Source organism: Cutibacterium avidum ATCC 25577, assembly GCF_000227295.1.
GTDB lineage: Bacteria > Actinomycetota > Actinomycetes > Propionibacteriales > Propionibacteriaceae > Cutibacterium > Cutibacterium avidum.
In genome coordinates, this window is sequence record NZ_JH165054.1 from 15,086 (window position 1) to 32,974 (window position 17,889).

The 17,889-nt window shown below is 62.2% G+C and carries 19 protein-coding genes and 1 tRNA gene; 5 read left to right on the top strand and 15 right to left on the bottom strand.

Translation table 11 applies throughout. The annotated features are described in order from the left end of the window. Window positions 1-30 precede the first annotated feature (30 nt). Window positions 31-684 carry a histidine phosphatase family protein gene (locus HMPREF9153_RS00095; RefSeq protein ID WP_004808537.1) on the bottom strand — a complete coding sequence of 218 codons (654 nt, stop codon included), beginning with the start codon at window positions 682-684 and terminating at the stop codon, window positions 31-33. A gap of 94 nt (window positions 685-778) precedes the next feature. Here HMPREF9153_RS00095 and HMPREF9153_RS00100 point away from each other — a divergent pair, with 94 nt between their 5' ends. Further along, the gene (locus tag HMPREF9153_RS00100) at window positions 779-1,750 is read left to right on the top strand and encodes an aldo/keto reductase (RefSeq protein WP_004808539.1); all 972 of its coding nucleotides are present in this window, start codon (window positions 779-781) and stop codon (window positions 1,748-1,750) included. 24 nt (window positions 1,751-1,774) lie between these two features. On the opposite strand, the gene HMPREF9153_RS00105 is transcribed toward HMPREF9153_RS00100, so the two are convergent. Next, entirely contained in the window at window positions 1,775-3,073 is a 1,299-nt protein-coding gene (locus tag HMPREF9153_RS00105; RefSeq protein ID WP_004808542.1) for a citrate synthase, read from the bottom strand. 2 nt (window positions 3,074-3,075) lie between these two features. After that, window positions 3,076-4,440, bottom strand: coding sequence for a M20/M25/M40 family metallo-hydrolase (locus HMPREF9153_RS00110; protein ID WP_004808543.1), 1,365 nt, complete (start codon window positions 4,438-4,440; stop codon window positions 3,076-3,078). Between the two features lie 139 nt (window positions 4,441-4,579). Here HMPREF9153_RS00110 and HMPREF9153_RS00115 point away from each other — a divergent pair. The 4 genes from HMPREF9153_RS00115 (at window position 4,580) to HMPREF9153_RS00130 (ending at window position 7,177) form a co-directional block, all read left to right on the top strand. Further along, window positions 4,580-4,665: transfer RNA gene (locus HMPREF9153_RS00115), tRNA-Leu, on the top strand. A 320-nt stretch (window positions 4,666-4,985) separates the two neighbouring features. Then, window positions 4,986-6,116, top strand: a complete 1,131-nt coding sequence (locus HMPREF9153_RS00120) for an alpha/beta fold hydrolase (protein WP_004808545.1) — start codon at window positions 4,986-4,988, stop codon at window positions 6,114-6,116. A 274-nt stretch (window positions 6,117-6,390) separates the two neighbouring features. Continuing rightward, window positions 6,391-6,606 carry a CsbD family protein gene (locus HMPREF9153_RS00125; RefSeq protein WP_004808547.1) on the top strand — a complete coding sequence of 72 codons (216 nt, stop codon included), beginning with the start codon at window positions 6,391-6,393 and terminating at the stop codon, window positions 6,604-6,606. A gap of 49 nt (window positions 6,607-6,655) precedes the next feature. Further along, entirely contained in the window at window positions 6,656-7,177 is a 522-nt protein-coding gene (locus HMPREF9153_RS00130; RefSeq protein ID WP_021107566.1) for a methylated-DNA--[protein]-cysteine S-methyltransferase, read from the top strand. Here the strand turns inward: HMPREF9153_RS00130 and dprA are convergent. The 12 genes from dprA to rimM all read right to left on the bottom strand — a co-directional run bounded on the left by dprA (window position 7,152) and on the right by rimM (window position 17,828). Further along, window positions 7,152-8,291, bottom strand: coding sequence for a DNA-processing protein DprA (gene dprA / locus HMPREF9153_RS00135; RefSeq protein ID WP_004808559.1), 1,140 nt, complete (start codon window positions 8,289-8,291; stop codon window positions 7,152-7,154). The genes HMPREF9153_RS00130 and dprA overlap by 26 nt on opposite strands. After that, window positions 8,288-9,811 (bottom strand): YifB family Mg chelatase-like AAA ATPase, encoded by a 1,524-nt coding sequence (locus HMPREF9153_RS00140; RefSeq protein WP_015582508.1) that lies wholly within the window; start codon window positions 9,809-9,811, stop codon window positions 8,288-8,290. The genes dprA and HMPREF9153_RS00140 overlap by 4 nt, the downstream gene beginning before the upstream one ends. Continuing rightward, window positions 9,808-10,230: a YraN family protein gene (locus tag HMPREF9153_RS00145; protein WP_004808563.1), complete on the bottom strand. Its 423-nt coding sequence runs from the start codon at window positions 10,228-10,230 to the stop codon at window positions 9,808-9,810. Before HMPREF9153_RS00145 ends, HMPREF9153_RS00140 begins: the two co-directional genes overlap by 4 nt. 111 nt (window positions 10,231-10,341) lie before the next feature. After that, window positions 10,342-10,653 carry a DUF2469 domain-containing protein gene (locus HMPREF9153_RS00150; protein WP_004808565.1) on the bottom strand — a complete coding sequence of 104 codons (312 nt, stop codon included), beginning with the start codon at window positions 10,651-10,653 and terminating at the stop codon, window positions 10,342-10,344. Next, window positions 10,650-11,297 carry a ribonuclease HII gene (locus HMPREF9153_RS00155; RefSeq protein ID WP_004808567.1) on the bottom strand — a complete coding sequence of 216 codons (648 nt, stop codon included), beginning with the start codon at window positions 11,295-11,297 and terminating at the stop codon, window positions 10,650-10,652. The genes HMPREF9153_RS00150 and HMPREF9153_RS00155 overlap by 4 nt, the downstream gene beginning before the upstream one ends. A gap of 7 nt (window positions 11,298-11,304) precedes the next feature. Next, window positions 11,305-12,135 (bottom strand): signal peptidase I, encoded by an 831-nt coding sequence (gene lepB, locus HMPREF9153_RS00160; protein WP_023031629.1) that lies wholly within the window; start codon window positions 12,133-12,135, stop codon window positions 11,305-11,307. A gap of 175 nt (window positions 12,136-12,310) precedes the next feature. Further along, a complete protein-coding gene (rplS, locus tag HMPREF9153_RS00165) occupies window positions 12,311-12,664 on the bottom strand; it encodes a 50S ribosomal protein L19 (protein ID WP_004808571.1) in 354 nt (117 codons plus the stop codon). Between the two features lie 243 nt (window positions 12,665-12,907). Continuing rightward, window positions 12,908-13,681, bottom strand: coding sequence for a succinate dehydrogenase/fumarate reductase iron-sulfur subunit (locus HMPREF9153_RS00170; protein ID WP_004808573.1), 774 nt, complete (start codon window positions 13,679-13,681; stop codon window positions 12,908-12,910). Next, window positions 13,678-15,705 carry a fumarate reductase/succinate dehydrogenase flavoprotein subunit gene (locus tag HMPREF9153_RS00175; RefSeq protein WP_004808575.1) on the bottom strand — a complete coding sequence of 676 codons (2,028 nt, stop codon included), beginning with the start codon at window positions 15,703-15,705 and terminating at the stop codon, window positions 13,678-13,680. Before HMPREF9153_RS00175 ends, HMPREF9153_RS00170 begins: the two co-directional genes overlap by 4 nt. Continuing rightward, the gene (locus HMPREF9153_RS00180; RefSeq protein ID WP_015582503.1) at window positions 15,705-16,385 is read right to left on the bottom strand and encodes a succinate dehydrogenase cytochrome b subunit; all 681 of its coding nucleotides are present in this window, start codon (window positions 16,383-16,385) and stop codon (window positions 15,705-15,707) included. Before HMPREF9153_RS00180 ends, HMPREF9153_RS00175 begins: the two co-directional genes overlap by 1 nt. Window positions 16,386-16,587: 202 nt before the next feature. Continuing rightward, complete coding sequence (gene trmD, locus HMPREF9153_RS00185) at window positions 16,588-17,286, bottom strand: tRNA (guanosine(37)-N1)-methyltransferase TrmD (RefSeq protein WP_016665666.1); 699 nt, start codon at window positions 17,284-17,286, stop codon at window positions 16,588-16,590. A 2-nt stretch (window positions 17,287-17,288) separates the two neighbouring features. Further along, complete coding sequence (gene rimM / locus HMPREF9153_RS00190; protein WP_004808581.1) at window positions 17,289-17,828, bottom strand: ribosome maturation factor RimM; 540 nt, start codon at window positions 17,826-17,828, stop codon at window positions 17,289-17,291. Between the last annotated feature and the right edge of the window lie 61 nt (window positions 17,829-17,889).

Sequence of the window (17,889 nt, forward strand, 5' to 3'; positions counted from 1 at the left end):
CCCTCCGACACGCACAGGCTGGGCCCCGTCTCACTGGGTGTCACCGCCGAGATGGCGGCCCGCGCTCGATCCTGCGCCCAGAGGTTTGTCAGGGCGCCAATTGAGGGTTTGGAGACGCCACGTCGTACCGTCCCGGACGAGTACCGTCATGCTGGCCGGGCTGATGACCAGGGATTGGAAGAGCCGATGTGGCAGGCCCACCAGGTCGGCGACGATGGCGCGCAACGGATCGCCGTGACTGACCACAACTGCCTCGCCATCCCGCACCTCGTCAGCGATTCTGCGGGCTGCCTTAGCCGTGCGCAGGAACATGTCAGTCATGGTTTCGCCGCCGGGGAAGGCAGCCGCGGGCGGATTGTCGACCACCGTGTGCCATTCCGGCTCGCTGCTGAGACTCGACAAGGATCGTCCCGCCCACGCTCCATAATCGCACTCGGCGATGGCGTCGTTCACGCGTATCGGGCAGGTCCACCCCGCGCCTTCGGTGATGATTGCGGCTGTTTGCCGTGCTCGGGTAACGGGGGAAGTGACGACGAGGTCAGGTTCCACATCTGTCAGTTGAGATGCCAGGGCCTTTGCGTCACGAGTACCGACCTCGTCGAGGGGATGGTTCGAGCGACCAGCGAGGATTCCCTTCGCATTGGCCTCAGTACGCCCGTGTCGAATGAGCAGAAGTCGCGCCATGGCGTCACTGTATTGCGCCCCAGTCCTGGCACCTTGCCTCAAGGCCGGCTTGAGGGTGCTCCGTTAGGGTGATCTGAACGAGGAGGACGCACACATGCGCTTGAGAACCGTCGGGGCTAGCGGCCTCAAGGTGTCTGCCATTGGTCTGGGTTCCCTGACCTGGGGCGGCCAGACCGACGCTCGTGAGGCTCGCTCCATGGTGCGCCGTTTCGTCGATGCCGGTGGAAATCTGGTCGATACCGCCCCCGCATACGGTGGTGGCTTCGCCGAACAGCTCATCGGGAAGCTCATTCACACTGACATCAGCCGAGATGATCTCGTCATCGCCACGAAGGCTGGGTTCGTCGTCGAGGGGAAGAAACGGGTTGTCGACACCTCGCGAACCGCTCTGTTGCGCGACCTGGAGGGATCTCTGCGTCGCCTCCACACCGACCACGTCGACCTGTGGCAGGTGCATGCCTGGGGAGATGCCCCCGTCGAGGAGACCTGCGCTGCCCTCGACCATGCTGTGCATTCAGGTATGGCCCGCTATGTCGGCGTGTCCAACTTCGTCGGTTGGCAGGCGGCAACGGCGGCCACGTGGCAGCGGACGACCGGAACGCGAACTCCGCTGGTGAGCAATCAGGTCGAGTACTCCCTGTTGGCTCGTCGCGCCGAAATCGAGGTCGTTCCCTCTGCCCAATATCACGGCATGGGACTGTTGGCGTGGTCGTCCTTGGGACGTGGCGTGCTGGCTGGCCGTTACCGCAACGGTACGCCCAAGGATTCTCGTGGCGGTTCTGACCGTCTCTCCTGGTTCGTGCAGCCCTATCTGACGCCCAAGTCCCAAGCTGTCGTCAATGCCATCTCGAAGGCGGCCGACGGACTAGGAGCGACAGCTGCACAGATGGCTCTGGCATGGGTGCGTGACGCCCCCGTGGTGTCATCAGCCCTCGTCGGACCACGAACGACGACACAGCTCGAGGAACTGCTCGGCGTCGACGACGTCGTGCTGCCCCCGGAGATCACCTCGGCCCTCGACGACATCACGGGCGGGCCGAACCTGGCCCGTTCCGAGGAGTCCTGAGGGGTCGTCGCACCGCGCCTGATCTCAGCGCTCACTACGAGGAACCCACGGCGTGGAGACCGGACCGTCGTAAAGCTCACGCGGCCGGGAGATCCTCGTCATCGGGTCCTCGGCGACCTCCTTCCAGTGCGCAATCCAGCCGGCCATACGGCCAATGGCGAACATGACGGTGAACATGTTGAGCGGAATCCCCAGGGCCCTCAACACGATTCCTGAGTAGAAGTCCACGTTCGGGTAGAGCCTGCGCTCGACGAAGTAGTCGTCAGCCAGGACGGCCTCCTCGAGTTCCATGGCGACGTCGAGCAGTGGGTCCGGCTTGTGCATGGTCTCCAGCAACGGACCGACAACACCGCGGAGAATCCTCGCCCTGGGATCCCAGTTGCGGTAAACGCGGTGCCCGAAGCCAGAAATCCTCTCCCCCGAATCCTTGGCCTTTGCCAAATACTGGCGCGGGGAGAGTCCCGAGTCATGGATACGCTGCAGAGCCCGTACCGCGTTGACGTTGGCACCACCGTGACGGTCCCCCCACAGTGCACACACCCCTGCCGAACACGAGGTGAAGAGGTTGGCACCGGATGACCCCACCATCCGCACCGTCGATGTCGAACAGTTCTGGCCATGTTCGGCGTGGAGGACGAAGAAGAGGTTGAGGGCCCTCGCGGCAATCGGGTCAGGCTCGTAGTCGCGGTACGGCAGGGAGAACATCATGTGCATGAAGTTCTCGACGTACTTGAGGTCGTAGCGCGGGTAGATCGCCGGCTCCCCGATCGACGCCTTGTACGAGGCTGCCGCGATCGTCCTCACCTTGGACATCAGCTTGGCGGCGGCATCGGTGAAGGATTCCTCATCAGTGATGCGCGGGCGGTCATGGGTACTCATCGCATTAATCATCGACGACATGATCGCCATGGGGTGGCCGTTGGGAGGGAAGGCATTGAAGTGCAGATCCATCGACCGGTGCAAAGCAGAGTACTCGGTCAGCCGTTTCCGGAAATCGTCACGCTGCGCCTCAGTCGGCAGCTCGCCGAAAATGAGCAACCATGCCGTCTCCACGAAGGAGACCTTCTCCTCGGCAAAGGTCTCGATTGGCAGACCTCTATAGGTGAGCACTCCCTCCTCACCGTCAATCCAGGAGATGGCTGACCGACACGAGGCGGTGTTGGCGAATGCAGGGTCGAAAGCCGTCACTCCGCCGGTCATCTGACGAAGATCCGAGATGTCGATGACCCTGTCGCCGGTGGTGCCGATGATGACGGGGAGGGAGTACTCCTGGCCGTCGAGAATGAGGGTTGCGGTGCCGCGCTGGCTTGGTTTCTGACTCATCGTCAGGCCTCCTGCAGGATGTGATCGACGACTTTGGCGCCGAAGACGAGGGAGCCCACCGGGACTCTCTCGTCGACGCCGTGGAACAGACTGATGAAGTCGAAGTCGGCAGGAAGCTGCAGTGGGGTGCAGCCGTAGCAGTTGATGCGACGGCCGTCCGGGAGGACGGCGAACCCCTTGGCGTCGGTTCCTGCCGAGTTGAGGTAGGGCAGCACGACAGCTCCCGGATCCTCGGCGTCAATGGCGCGATGGATGGCGTCGACAGCTGACCCTTCGAAGGGCGCTGCCGCGGCAGGTTTGAGGGAGATCGTCTCGAAATCGATCCCGGGACCAGCCAAGGACTTGATCGTCGAGATCATCTCCTCTTCAGCCCCGGGAATGAAGCGGGCGTCAATCTCGGCGCTGGCCCGAGTCGGCACAACGTTGACCTTGTACCCGGCTGACAGCACCGTCGTGGTGACGTTGTGGGAGCAGCACGCGGCAACCATGCGGGACAGCGGCCCAATCGGTGCGAGGCTCGACTCAAGGTCGTCCCGGTCGATCGTCAGACCCCACATCTCGGAAACCTCGGCGAGGAACTCCTCCTGCACGGGGTGGCCCAGGTCGGGCCATTGATGGGAATCAATGCGCGACAGGGCTTTCAGCAAGTGGCCGACCGCGTTGTCCGGGTTGCGCATGGAGCCGTGACCGGCGCTGCCGGTGGCACTCATTCGGAACCACCACAGGCCCTTCTCGGCCGACTGGACGACGTAGACCCGCTTGCCCCCAGGGGTCGTCAGGGAGAACCCACCCACCTCGCTGATAGCCTCGGTGACGCCGTCGAAGATCTCCGGATGGTTGGCACCCATCCAGGTGGATCCGAGCGTGCCGGATGCCTCCTCGTCAGCGAACATGATGAAGCGAATCGGACGCGACGGCACCTCACCGCGACGATGACGGGCTCGGATGGCTGAGAGCACCATCGCGAGAAAACCTTTCATGTCGATGGCTCCCCTGCCCCACATGCAGTTGTCGTGGACCTCGCCGGACAACGGGTGATGGGTCCAGTCCTCGGCTTCGAACGGCACGGTGTCGCTGTGGCCGTGAAGCAACAGGGCAGGACGACTCATGTCAGTACCTTCGGGTGCCCACTCGGCGACCAGGGTGGCTCGGCCGGGCTCGGACTCGTAGATCGAGACGTCCACCCCGATCTCGTCCAGGAGCTCGGAGACGTAGCGACACATGTCGACCTCGCCACGAGCGTCTTGTGGACCAAAGTTCTGCGAGTCGATCTGAATCATGCGCGAGCAGATGTCGACCACCTCGGCCTGCGGACTGTTCGGCCCGTCGACAAGGTCTTCGAGAGGCATGCTGAAGAGATCTGACATGCCGCGATTGTGTCACCGACCGGGGTTTCCACTGTCATCAGGGACACTCGATGGACGCCGATTTGCATCGTGGCGCGAACTTCTACTAAAGTCCCGTGACTGTCCGGTTCGACGCATGAGCGAAGAACCGGAAACCCGAGTCCGGGTGGCGGAATTGGTAGACGCGCTAGCTTGAGGTGCTAGTGGCCGATTAAGGCTGTGGAGGTTCAAGTCCTCTCTCGGACACAACAAACCCCGTCTGACTGAACAAGTCAGACGGGGTTCACTTTTCACCCCATTCGCGTGTTCACCCCTTGAGGAGTAACCGGCCCCTCGCGTCACCATCTGTGATATTTATCACCGTGAATACACATGAAAGGCTCACTTCGGTCCACCCTTCGTGGATGTGGACAGATTCCTTCAGTTGAGTTTCCGTCTGTGCACGAAAGACCAACTCTGCCGTTCAGCCCACCATCACGAACCCCTCGGCTCATATTGTCCTGGGCATCCGCGGTGGCCGTCACTCAAGGATGAGACGGGCACGCACGACGCGAAGGAGCATCTTGATGTCATTCCCACGCAAACTCAGCGCACTGACGATTGCCGGCACCATGGCAGTGACTGGCGTGACCATTGCGACCCCAGCCATGGCTGCTCCTGAAGGTGGTTCTCAGCCTGCCGCTGCCCCGGCGACCGACCAGGTGAAGAAGGAGACCGGCTACTTCAAGACCACTGACAAGCTCGGGACCAAGCTCTTCTACCGCAAGGACATCGTCCCCAACGCCAAGGGGGCCGTCGTCCTGGTCCACGGTCTCATGGAGAATTCCTCCAACTACGAGTACCTGACCAAGAGCCTCACCAAGGCCGGCTACAGCGTCTACCGTTTCGACAACCGTGGTCACGGCCGTAGCGCTGCCCCGTACGTCAACAACGCCATTCCGCGTGGCCAGTTCGATGACTGGTGGAACATCGAGTCCGACATTCACCAAGTCGTCCAGACCGCGCACGAGGAGAACGCCGACAAGAAGGTCTTCCTCCTCGGCCACTCGATGGGCGGCATCGCCGTTCAGTCCTATGGAATAATGTACCCGGGCACTGTCGACGGCATCGTCTCCTCCGGTGGCGGTACGTTCGCCAGCGTTGACGGGCCGAACACCGAGGGAGTCACCACCGTGACCCCTGACAACCTCAACTTCTTCGCCCGCCATGCCCTCCCACAGATCAGCCAGATTCTCCCGATGTCTCACCTGACGGCGTTCAACGGCCAGCTCGCCAAGGCTGCCGTCAAGGATCCCAAGAGCATCCGGATGCCATCTGGTCCGCTCTCTGCCGGCGTCATCCTCCCTGGCTACCCGGCTTACGGTCTGTGCTCCGATCCCGATGTCCGCATCGACCACTGGCAACGTGACCCGCTGTACAACCATTACATGCGTCTCGGTCTGGTCGAGCAGCTCGGTGTCGGCGAGGCCTACAACATCATGAATGCGCATGAGTTCGACGCCCCGACCCTCATCATGCACGGTGAGAACGATGGCCTCGTGCCAAGCTACTTCGACGTGAACTGGTACAACGCCATCAATTCGAAGGACAAGAAGATCATCCAGTGGCACGGCCTCATGCACGAGATCTTCAACGAGCCCACCAAGGACCAGGTCATCAAGACTGCTGTCGACTGGATTGACGCCCACAACAAGTGAACTTGATCCGGCCTATTCTCTGACGAGGGCTGCGTCTCCCACACCTCGCGGGAACGCAGCCTTTGTTGTGTCGGCATGCGACACGAACTCACACCAGTTCGCATGCTTCAGTTCTCAGGCCCTTCTCAGTCCTGTTCTAGATCATGAACAACCGTGTTCGTGGGCCCAGATCACCCGTACAACACGAACCACTGGTCAGACTTGGGTTACCCAGTAAAATATAAATACGCCCCGGGCTGATCAGCGGTCCTGGGACTGACGAAAGGAGCCACTCGTGGGCCTCAGCGACAAGATCAAGAGCAAGAGCGACGAGCTCGTCGGTGCTGCCAAGGAGAAGATCGGAGATGTGACCGACAACGCCGATCTCCAGGGCGAGGGCGCCGATCAGAAGGCCAGCGGCAAGGTGGACCAGAAGGTGGATGACGCCAAGGACAAGGCGACTGACCTCAAGCACGACGTCCAGGCTGCTACCGACAAGCTGAAGGACTGACAACTGACGGGCCGGGCACATGAGGTGCCCGGCCCTTTACCATGTCCTCATGACGATCACGGCACGGCGTTACCTCGACAACTCCATCGGGGTGTTGACGCTCACCGCGACCCCGCAAGGGCTGGCCCAGGTCACGTTCGGCGAGGCACCAGCACCATTGACCGTCCATGAACCGTCCGAGCAACACCACATCTGCGAGGGAATCCTCGACGACGCCGCCCACCAGTTCAGCGAGTACCTCTCCGGCTCCCGAACTGCTTTCAGTCTCCCCCTCGACCTGTCGGGAGCGACAGCCTTCCAACGAGCCGTCATCAACGGGCTACTCACGATTCCCTACGCCCAGACCATCAGCTATCGCGACCTGGCCACCCTCATCGGGCGTCCACAGGCCTCCCGAGCGGTCGGCAACGCCTGTGCCACGAATCCATTGCCGATCGTCATCCCTTGTCACCGGATCCTACGTAGTGATGGCAAGCTCGGGGGTTACCTTGGCGGCCGAACCATCAAGCGTTTCCTGTTGGACATGGAAATCCGTCATGGTGCCATCACCTCCGATTGCCGACCAATGTGACCGACCACGTACCATCCAGGCAACATGCCGCCATGCCCAGCTGCTCGAGGACCGTCAACGCGGCTGAGCACTGAGCCACAGACACTCCCACCGACGCAGACAACTCGTCCATCCCACAAGATCCATGAGCCGGGAGCGCCTCGTGCACGGCCAGCTCCGTGGCATCCAGGACATCCGTGGGAAGACTGCGACCTTCCGGTCTTTCGGGTTCAGGAGCAAGTTCTCCGACGATCCCGCGGACATCCTCGGCATCGCGCACCAAGATCGCCTCACCGTCACGGATGAGCTTGTTCGTACCGGTCGACCTGCTCGAGGTCACGGGACCGGGGACAGCCATGACTGCCCGGCCCAGAGCATTCGCCCATGAGACGGTGTTGATCGCCCCCGATCGCCACCCTGCCTCGACAATGACGGTTCCTGTCGTCAGCGCAGCAATGAGACGATTCCTGGCCAAGAATCCCGGACGCGTTGGATGCCGGCCTGGTGGCATTTCCGAGACCAAGGCGCCCGTTTCGGCAATGCGTTCCAGCACCGCGGCATTTCCCCTCGGGTACAAGACGTCAAGCCCACATGCCAGGACTCCGATCGTCTTCTCGTTGACGCACAAGGTGCCTCGATGCGCAGCGACGTCGATCCCGAATGCGCCACCGGAGACGATGACCTGACGACCGGTCCCGTCGCTGTGTCCCTGAGCAAGATGGTGGGCCATCTCCATCGCGACATCCTGGCCATAGCTCGTCGCAGCTCGGCAGCCGACGATGGCGACCGACCGCTCAGACGCCTCATTGACGCGTGTCGGGCCAAGAACCCACAACCCGATGGGAACCCCACCCATTCCTGACTTCCCCACCCACGAGAGGTCATCGAGCCCAACGGGCCACTCCTCGTCTCCGGGGATGAGGAACCTCATCATGGCTTTCTCCGACCGGGCCACCACCTGGTCGACATCCGTCCCTCTGGCTCGCTCGTACCATCTCTCGTCCACATCGGTCAGCAGGCGGTGCCACATCTCTTCGGCCGTCATGTCCAGCAATCGCCGCGCCGTGACGCTGTCCCCAGGCTGGACGACTGTTGTCAGGGCAGCTCGCGCCACCCTCTCGTTGTCCCATGTCATAACAATCGTCCTCGTCTCATCCCCATGGCCTCAGCAACACATGCCTTGTCCACCTCGTCCTTGCCCTCCAAATCGGCCACGGTCCATGCGATTCGCAGCACCTTGTCCACGCCGCGGGCTGTCAGCCGACCGGTCGTCAGGGCGTCTTCGATGATGCGAGTGGCATCATTGGCCGGGAGCTTCTGGCGAAGCACCTTCCCCGGCACCTCGGCATTGCATTTCCATGGCCTCCCCTCCCAGCGACGCGCAGCCCTCAGCCGGGCTTCTGCCACCCGGTCGTGCACGACGGCGCTGGACTCCCCTGCGGGCAACGTTGAGGCGTCAAGCAGGTGCGCCGAGGTCAGCGGGCGCATCCGTACCGTCACGTCGACTCGGTCGAGGATCGGGCCGGAGAGCCGACCCGAATACCGTTGGACCTGTTGTGGAGTGCAGGTACACCGACCGGATGGGTCGTCAGCCATCCCGCACGGGCACGGGTTGAGTGCCATGACGAGCTGAAACCGAGCTGGGAACGTCGTGTGGGCCTGAGAACGGCCAATGATGATCTCCCCCGTCTCCAAGGGCCCACGCAGCGAATCGAGGACCTTGGGGGCAAATTCCGGGGCCTCGTCGAGAAAGAGGACGCCGCGGTGCGCCAAGGAGATGGCACCTGGCTGGGCAATCCGTGCTCCTCCGCCGACCATGGCAGCCATCGACACGGAATGGTGTGGTTGTGCCAACGGTGGCCTGGTCATGAGACGCCCACTCCCCCGGCCTGCCAAGGAGTGCAGAGCCGTCACCTCGAGGGCGTCCCGGTGATCCAGGCGGGGAAGGATCCCGGGCAGCCGTCGTGCCAGCATCGACTTCCCGCATCCAGGTGCGCCGCGAAGGAGGATGTGGTGGCGTCCGGCTGCCGCCACTTCAAGGGCGCGGCGTGCTTCGTGTTGGCCGATCACCTCTGCCAGATCTACCAGACCTGGATCAGCATCGGCGGCGTCAGTCACGGGTTCCTCAGTCGCCAGTACCGGACGGCCGTGCAGGACCTCGACGACATCACGGAGATGGCCGACCGGCCAGATCGTCACCCCCTGCACCAACCGGGCCTCGGCATACTGGCCGGACGGCACCACGGCACATTCGAACCCTGCCTCGCGAGCCGCCAACAATGCCGGGAGTACCCCACGCACTGGTCGTACCCGCCCGTCAAGCCCCAGTTCCCCCATGAGAACCGTCGACCCGAGCAGGGTCTGCGGGATCTTTCCATCCGCAGCCAGGGTCGCAGCGGCAATGGCGAGATCGAAGTGAGTTCCGGCCTTCGGCAGGCCAGCGGGGGTGAGGTTGATCGTCAGGACGTTGCTCGGCCAGGACATGCCGGTGGCACCAACCGCAGCCCGACACCGATCCCGAGCCTCGTGCAGGGCCATGTCCGGAAGGCCGACGAGTACCGTACGCGGCAGGCCCGACGATATGGCCGTCTCCACCTCGACCAAGCAGCCTTCCAACCCCATCAGGGCAACCGACCATGCGCTTGCCCCGGTCACTGGATGCCCCGCACATGCGTAATCGTCGGCTGTTCGCCGGGGCGCACCATGACCCCGATGGCGTCGATCCGTACCGAGTGCATTCCTTTCTCCTGGTCGACCAACCAGACCAACGCGAGCTCGTGAAGCTTACGGATCTTCGTCGTCGTGATGGATTCCAGGGGATCACCGAATCCAGTGCCGGACCGCGTCTTGACCTCGATGAAGACGATCGTCCGGTCATCTTGCGCGATGAGGTCGATCTCCCCCACTTGGCACGCCCAGTTTCGGGCGACGATCGTCCACCCGAGGGAATCCACGTACTGGGCGGCAATGTCCTCACCCCACGCACCGAACGCGAGTCTGCCGCCACGACGCCCACGCAAGGCTGCTCCGCGAGGGGTCGTCAGTTCTGCCGACAACGGCTTGGGTGTCATCATGCACCACCTCCGACAACAGTTGTCGTCGCAGGAATGCTGATCATTCAGTTATCCACAGACAAATCTGGTCTGCCATGAACACCATGAGTTGTCCCCAGACGATGCAGCCATTTACGTGGAGGGAACCTCATCGAAGTCGGGATGCACGATCTCCTCGATCGACACATCGCGGAAGGTGAGGATCTTGGCGCTCTTGACGAACCTGGACGGCCGATACATGTCCCACACCCAAGCGTCCGCCATGGACACCTCGTAGTAGACGTCACCGCCCTCGGTACGTACCTTGAGGTCAACGACGTTGCACAGGTAGAACCGTCTCTCGGTCTCCACGGCATACTTGAAGATGCCGACGACGTCCTTGTACTCGCGGTAGAGCTCAAGCTCCATGCGGTTCTCGTACTGTTCCAGATCCTCGGCACTCATGATGAATGCAGCCTAGCCGCTCGTTGCACATTGCCGTAGCTCATCCGATGTTGGGGTGACGGCCCCAGCTCCTCCAGACGTCGTTGGTGCAAGGCCGTCGAATATCCCTTGTGCACCGCGAAGTCATAACCAGGAATCTCCTCGTCCATGGCAATCATGATGCGGTCCCTGGCCACTTTCGCCACGATCGACGCCGCTGCCACGCAGGCGCACACTGCGTCGGCCTTCCACATTCCCAGGTCCGGAACGGTCAGTCCATCCACGGGGAACCCGTCTGACAGCACGTACCCTGGCTCGACATCCAACCGTGCGACGGCGCGTCTCAGCCCGCTGATGTCGGCTTCTTGCATGCCCAACCGGTCGCACTCGTCGGCCTCCACGCGAACCCATGACACGGCCAACGCTTTGTCCATGATGATGTCGAACAGTCGCTCTCGTTTGACGACAGACAAGGTCTTGGAATCGGCGAGCCCTTCGATCCGTGATGACCTGCGATCATCGAGGATCACGGAAGCGGCCACCAAAGGCCCGGCGCAGGCTCCCCTGCCGGCCTCGTCACACCCGGCGACCGGCCCCAGACCTGCTCTCGTCAGGGCCCTTTCATGGCCCATCAGGCCAGGCCCGACGCGCACCGTCACGGCCATGGCGTCGTCACCGGGGCGAGCACTCGTCGCCGACGCAGATGCGCGCCTTGTCAGGGGCTGAGCCAGACCGGTCGGGAATGCCCTTGAAGGTGTCAGGGGTCCCCAGCCCGTCAATACGGTTGAGAGGCATGAGAATGGCCTTTGCCGGCCCGACGACGTTGTCGAGAGGAACGAACCCGGGAGCACCCGTGTACCCGTCAGGATCGAGGTCCTGGATGTGGTAGCGGGAATCTCCCGACGCATTGCGGTGATCCCCCATCACGAACATCCGGTCCTTGGGGACGGTGACCCGGAACTTCATCGTCGACGGCTCGACCATCTGACCGTTCTCCGAGTACAGGTAGGAACGCTCGTCAAGGGCTTTCCCGTTGACGGTCATCTGACCCTTGACGTTGCAGCAGGCAACGGTGTCGCCGGGCATTCCGATGACGCGTTTGATGAGGTAGTTGGAGCTCGTGTTGGGCAGCAGACCCACGAACTCCAGCACCTTGCCCGGGACAGAGCGACGATCTTGAGCAGCGGGAAGCCAGTGCTCGGTGTCCCTGAACACGACGACGTCACCACGATGGAAGTCCGCTGCCTTGACGGCCACCACGCGATCACCGACCTGCAGGGTGTTCTGCATGGATCTGGAGGGAATGACGAACATCTGTCCCACGAAGGCTCGCAGGATGGCCGAGATGACGAGAGCTCCGACGATGATGAGGACGATTTCCATCATCCCGGATCGGAACCGCTGCCATCCGCTCGGTCGTTGCGACCCAGTCGTGGCGCCTGCAGCATGCGGGCCAGCGGTGTCGCCATCAGCAGTCCTTCGCGCCTCGTAGTCATACGCCACGGCGATACCTCTCCCTCTTACCCCCGGGAACGTCCCGGCAAGTGCCAACCTGCAGTGTAACCAACGTCCAGAACACACTCTGGTCGCCTCGTCGAGCGTCGATCGACCCGGACCTCATCAGACACACGAAAACGGGGCCCCGCGCAAGCGAAACCCCGTTACTGTGAGGACGACGTCAGCGAGCCGCGCCCTTCTCCTTGATCTTGGCAGCCTTGCCGCGCAGACCGCGCAGGTAGTACAGCTTGGCGCGACGGACGGCACCGTGGCGATCAACCTCGATCTTCTCAATGATCGGGGAGTGCAGTGGGAAGGTACGCTCGACACCCGTTCCGAAGCTCAGCTTGCGGACGGTGAAGGACTCCTGGACGCCACCACCGGTACGCGAGATGACGGTTCCAGCGAAGACCTGCACACGGGTGCGGCTGCCCTCGACGACCTTGACGTGGACCTTCACCGAGTCGCCAGGACGGAACTCGGGAATGTCGTCGCGCATCGAGGCCTTGTCGATCTCGTCGATGATGTTGCTCATGGTGTTTCCTCGCCGGTGCCACAGGTCACCTGGTGCTCGTGTTCAAAAGATGTGGTCCCCGCGCTCCGGACGATCCCCCTGTGGCAGGAGCCGGACACGGACAACAGCTGGATATTTTCCACACTCGAAGGCCTGACACCAAATTGCATACCACGAGGCTGGATCCGTCAGCCCCATGGAACCGACGAGGCCCCGGCACCAGATGGTGCCGGGGCCCGTGTGGTCGACCACATGGGTCAGAACTCAGTCATCCTTGCCGTCATGCTTGAACAGCGAGGCGATGAGGTCGCGGTTGAGCTGGCTGATGGACTCCAGCGGGATGCCCTTCGGGCACACCGAGGCGCACTCACCAATGTTGGTGCAGCCGCCGAATCCCTCGGCGTCGTTCTGGGCAGCCATGGCCTTGACACGACGCATCCGCTCCGGCTGCCCCTGCGGAAGCATGGCAAGGTGGGTGATCTTCGCCGAGGTGAACAGCATCGAGGAGCCGTTCGGGCAGGCAGCCACACAAGCACCACAGCCGATGCAGGTAGCGGCATCGAAGGAGCGGTCAGAGCGCTTCTTGTTGACCTGGACAGCATGGGCATCCGGGGCAGCACCGGTGTTCACGGAGATGTAGCCGCCAGCCTGGATGACGCGGTCGAGGGCCGAGCGGTCCACGATGAGGTCCCGCAGGATCGGGAAGGCACCGGACTTCCAGGGCTCAATCGTGATGGTCGAGCCATCAGCGAAGGAGCGCATGTGCAGCTGACAGGTGGTGGTACGCACCGGCTGGGCGACGCCCATGCCACCGTGCGGCACGCCGTTGATGACGACGCCACACTGGCCACAGATGCCCTCGCGGCAGTCCGAGTCGAAGGCCACGGGCTCCTCACCTTGAGCGGTGAGGTTCTCGTTGAGCATGTCCAGCATCTCGAGGAAGGACATGTCACCGGAGACACCGTCCAGGGTGTACTCGACGAGACGGCCCTGATCCTGGGTGTTGCGTTGGCGCCAGATTCGCAGGTTGATCTTCACTTGTAGCTCCTCTGCTTGACCTGGATGGACTTGTAGACCAGCGGCTCCTTGTGCAGGGTCGGCTTGTGGCCCTCACCGGTCCACTCCCAGGCAGCGACGTACTGGTACTGATCGTCGTGACGCAGGGCCTCGCCCTCCTCGGTCTGAGACTCGGCGCGGAAGTGACCGCCACAGGACTCGCGACGATGCAGAGCATCAATGCACATCAGCTCACCGAGCTCCAGGAAGTCAACGAGACGTCCGGCACGCTCGAGGGTCTGGTTGAGCTCCTCGTTGACGCCGGTGACCTTGACGTTGGTCCAGAACTCGTTGCGCAGGTTGCGGATGAGACCGATGGCCTTGACGAGGCCGGCCTCGTTGCGCTCCATGCCGCAGTACTCCCACATGATGTGGCCGAGTTCCTTGTGGATCGAGTCGACGGTGCGGGTTCCGTTGATCGTCAGGAGCTTGTTGATGCGGCTCTCGACGGCCTGACGGGCCTCGACGGCGGCCGGGTGCTTCTCGTCCACCTTGCCGAACTTCGGGGAGTCGGCCAGGTAGTCGGTGATGGTGTTGGGCAGCACCCAGTAACCATCAGCCAGACCCTGCATCAGGGCCGAGGCACCGAGTCGGTTGGCACCGTGATCGGAGAAGTTAGCCTCGCCACAGACGAACAGGCCCGGGATGGTCGACTGCAGGTCATAATCGACCCACAGGCCACCCATGGTGTAATGCACAGCGGGGTAGATCCGCATCGGAACCTCGTACGGGTTCTCATCGGTGATCCGCTGATACATGTCGAAGAGGTTGCCGTACTTCTTCTCGACAGCATCCTTGCCCATACGCTCGATGGCCTCGGAGAAGTCGAGGTAGACACCACGGGAGCGCATGTGCTCGGTGCCGTCGGCATCGACCTCACGGACCTTCGGGCCAACGCCGCGACCCTCGTCACAGCGGTACTTGGCCTGACGAGAGGCGATGTCACGAGGAACCAGGTTGCCGAAGGACGGATAGATGCGCTCCAGGTAGTAGTCGCGATCCTCCTCGGGGATGTCACGCGGATCCTTCTCGCAGTCCTCGGCGCGCTTCGGCACCCAGATACGACCGTCGTTGCGCAGCGACTCCGACATCAGGGTCAGCTTCGACTGGTTCTCGCCGTGCACCGGGATGCAGGTCGGGTGGATCTGCGTGTAGCACGGGTTGCCGAAGTAGGCACCCTTGCGATGGGCACGCCACGAAGCGGTGACGTTGCAGCCCATGGCGTTCGTCGACAGGAAGAAGACGTTGCCGTAACCACCGGTAGCCAGGACGACGGCGTCGCCGAACCACTCCTCGATCTTGCCGGTGACCATGTCACGGGTCACGATGCCGCGGGCACGACCATCGGCAACGATGAGCTCGACCATCTCGTGACGGGTGTGCATGTGGACGGTTCCGGCATGGACCTGACGCTCGAGGGCCTGATAGGCGCCGATCAGCAACTGCTGACCCGTCTGTCCACGAGCGTAGAAGGTGCGCTGCACCTGGACGCCACCGAAGGAACGGTTGTCGAGCAGGCCACCGTACTCACGGGCGAACGGAACACCCTGGGCGACGCACTGGTCGATGATGTTCGCGCTGACCGCGGCCAGACGGTAGACGTTCGTCTCGCGGGAGCGGTAGTCGCCGCCCTTCACGGTGTCGTAGAACAGGCGGTAGATGGAGTCACCGTCGTTCTTGTAGTTCTTCGCAGCGTTGATGCCGCCCTGGGCGGCGATGGAATGGGCACGACGCGGAGAGTCCTGGTAACAGAAGTTCTCGACGCGGTAACCAGCCTCACCAAGGGTGGCAGCAGCGGAGCCACCGGCCAGACCAGTGCCGACGATGATGACGGTCATCTTGCGGCGGTTGGCCGGGTTGACCAGACGAGAGGTGAACTGACGATCAGTCCAGATCTTCTCGATCGGAAGGTCGTGGTTGGCCTTCGTGTCATGAATCTCATCGCCGGTTGTCCAGTACTGGTCGGCCAGAGCGGCGTTGTTATTCGACGTAGCTGTTGCAGTCATCAGGAGATCACCCCGAACAGGATCAGGAAGGGAGGAACCATGAAGCCCACGAGGATCACGATGGCGACGATCCAGGAGCACACGCGCAGCACAGCGCGAGCGGTACCAGAGACGTTGACACCGAGGGTCGCGAAGGCGCTCCAGAAACCATGGGAAACGTGCATGCACACCGCGATGATGGCGATGAGGTAGATGAGCACGAACCACCAATGACTGAAGGCTGTGAGCACCATGCCTGCACGCCCAGCCGCGTCAGTCGGCGGGTTGTTGAGCAGATCAGGGCTGATGGTGAACTGCAGCAGGTGAAGGATGAGGAACGCGAAGATGATCCAACCGCCCCAGTACATCGTGCGGGCCGCGTAGGTGTTCTCCGGGGAGAGGTTCTTCTTCACGGAGTAACGACCAGCGCCACCAGTGCCGATGCGACGCTGCTTGGTGACGCGGATCGCCGACCAAATGTGCAGCACAATCGCCAGCAGCATGAAGATTCGGAAGATCCACAGGAACGACTCACCCGGAAGGATCGGGTTGAGAATCGTACGGAGGTAGCTGGCGTAGTCGTTGAACTCCTCGTTGCTACCGAGCAACTTCAAGTTGCCGAACATGTGCATGAGCAGGAAGAGGACCAAGATGATGCCGGTGACGGCCATGAGGGCCTTCGCCGCGACAGTTGATCGCACTGCTCTCTGATGAGTAGTAAGTGTTGTAGTCGCCACGGGGCAAAGACTATCCAATCAACAGTCCCTTTGCCTCACGACCCCCAGTGTTTTCAAAATCTCCTTACAACTGCACTCTGACTACCTGTTTTAGTTCATATTAACGCAACATTTTTGGTTCGAATTTAGGGTATTAGCGACTTCGAATACGTTGTCTCCCTGAGTCCTAATCAGTCAAGTCCGGGCGACGATCACGAGTGAGCAACAACGACTCCTCTCGTCTCCATTCGGCGATGCGGCCGTGGTGCCCACTCATGAGGACCTCAGGGACATCCATCCCTCGCCATGACACCGGTCGGGTGAACAGCGGGTACTCCAGCAGTCGTTCCTGCCCCGGCGAGAACGACTCCTCCGCGAGGGACTCCGGATTGCCCATGAATCCCGGGATCAGACGGACGACGGCTTCGGTGATGGCCAGGGCAGCGACTTCTCCCCCGTTGAGGACGTAGTCGCCCAGACTCAGTTCATGGACGGTCCACATGGTTCGCGCGTAGTCGATGACCCGGTGATCGATGCCCTCGTAGCGTCCGCAACAGAAGACGACCCGCTCAACCGTCGACAGCTCCTGGGCAGCGGACTGTGTGAACGGAATTCCGGAGGGAGTCGGGAAGATCACGTGGACCGACGGATCGGGTTCAATACCAATGATCCCGTCGAAGGCCTCGCCCCAGGGATCAGGCTTCATGACCATGCCGGCGCCACCGCCGCACGGGGTGTCGTCGACAGTGCGATGACGATCGTGGGTCCAGTCGCGCAGGTCATGGGCGTGGACCTCGACCAAACCGTTGTCGACGGCCTTTCCCAACAGGGAGATGTCGAGAACGTCGAAGTATCCGGGGAAGATCGACAGGTAGTCCAGCCTCATCGTCACCTTGCCTCCTCGGCATCGTCGTCAAGAAGTCCAGGGATACTGGCGACAACGATCTGACCGGCAGCGACGTCAACGGTGGGAACGAGCTGGCGAACGAACGGCACCAGATGTTCGTCGCCGTCGACATCGATGACGAGCACGTCCTGGGCCGGCATGTGGAGAATGTCCTTGACGGTTCCCCGGGCCTGACCGGACTCGTCAACCACTGCCAGCCCCCGCAACTGACGGTCCCAGAACTCTTCTGGATCAGCTGGCTCCTCATCGGCCTCGACGTCAACCACCAACACCGAACCTCGCAGCTCCTCGGCGCCATTTCGATCGGCGACCTCCTTGAAGGCGACAATCAGGCTACCCCTGGCCCATCGCGATCTGGTAACTGTCAACTCCCGCCGCGTGCCTTCGATGCAGACTGTCGCGCCAACGTCGAACCTCTCGTCGGGCTCGTCGGTACGAACCTCGACGACGACGTCTCCCCGCAGACCATGGGCACGCCCCACCCGGCCGACGACAACCTCCACTGTTGCCTGCTGTTCCACTGTGACTCCTGAAGCTCATGGGTATTGCCGCGTCAGCGGCTGGACAAGAATGTCGAACACG